The following is a 1131-nucleotide window of genomic DNA, read 5'->3' on the forward strand; positions in this document are numbered from 1 at the left end:
CAATCAACCTTTATGGTGGAGATGATGGAGGCCAACAATGCCATTTCGCATGCGACCAAGGATTCCTTGATTCTCTTTGATGAATTGGGACGCGGAACTGCAACTTATGACGGAATGGCTCTGGCCCAATCCATCATCGAATACATCCATGAACATATCGGAGCCAAAACTCTCTTTGCGACCCACTACCATGAGTTGACCAGTCTGGAGTCCAGCTTGGAACACTTGGTCAATGTCCACGTGGCAACCTTAGAACAGGATGGACAGGTCACCTTCCTTCACAAGATCGAACCAGGACCAGCTGACAAATCCTATGGTATCCACGTTGCTAAGATTGCTGGCTTGCCAGCAGAACTTTTAGCAAGGGCGGATAAGATATTGACTCAACTGGAGAATCAAGGGACGGAAAGTCCTGCTCCCATGAGACAAACAAGCGCTGTTACTGAACAGATGTCACTCTTTGACGCGCCTGCAGAGCATCCTATCCTAGCAGAATTAGCTAAACTGGATGTATACAATATGACACCGATGCAGGCTATGAATGTCTTGGTCGAGCTCAAACAAAAGTTATAAAAAAATCCCACTCACATTTTTGTGAGTGGGATTTTCTCTATTACTTTTTATGGGCCAAGAGTTGATTGATGTGGTCTACTTTTTTAGCTTCTCTTTTATAGAGAATAGTCCAGATGATGAGGTAGACAATCGCAAACTCTGGAATAAGCTGGAGATAGAAGGTCCAGTGGAAGGGGAACCAACCAGCCAGAGTTGCTAGTGGAACAAAGCCAGCCAGCATGAGGAAGAAATGGGAAAGTGTGGCACGGAGCAAGCTCCAGTCACGGCTGAATAAACGACTGCCAAAGCTAAAGAGAACACCGATAGCTGACCAGATGACCATACAGTAGAGCAAGACTAGAGCACCGTGAACCTGATGTTGAGCCATCGCTTGGCCGATAAGAGACTCGGGGCTTAGTGGGGCATAGGTATTTGGTGCATAAATGAGTGAAAAGAGGATAGAGAGGATGAGGCCGATAAGTACACCAGCGGCTGCATCGTGAAAGATTTGTTTTTTCATAGTTCTAATTTCTCCTTGATGGTTTTTAGGTAACGGCGTGAAGAGTAGGTGAAGCTTTC

2 protein-coding genes and 1 pseudogene are annotated in these 1131 nt (G+C 46.0%); 1 reads left to right on the top strand and 2 read right to left on the bottom strand.

The window, feature by feature from the left end; genetic code table 11:
• A partial coding sequence (locus GMD6S_RS09335; protein WP_000303801.1) for a MutS-related protein occupies window positions 1-573 on the top strand: 573 nt, incomplete at its 5' end.
• Window positions 574-613: 40 nt separating this feature from the next.
• On the opposite strand, the gene GMD6S_RS09340 is transcribed toward GMD6S_RS09335, so the two are convergent.
• Both GMD6S_RS09340 and GMD6S_RS12370 read right to left on the bottom strand, forming a co-directional pair.
• Window positions 614-1072: a DUF3021 domain-containing protein gene (locus tag GMD6S_RS09340; RefSeq protein WP_000743970.1), complete on the bottom strand. Its 459-nt coding sequence runs from the start codon at window positions 1070-1072 to the stop codon at window positions 614-616.
• A pseudogene (locus GMD6S_RS12370) lies at window positions 1069-1131 on the bottom strand (LytTR family transcriptional regulator); the annotation flags it as partial. The pseudogene GMD6S_RS12370 and the gene GMD6S_RS09340, both read right to left, overlap by 4 nt.

Source organism: Streptococcus sp. GMD6S (assembly GCF_000297015.1).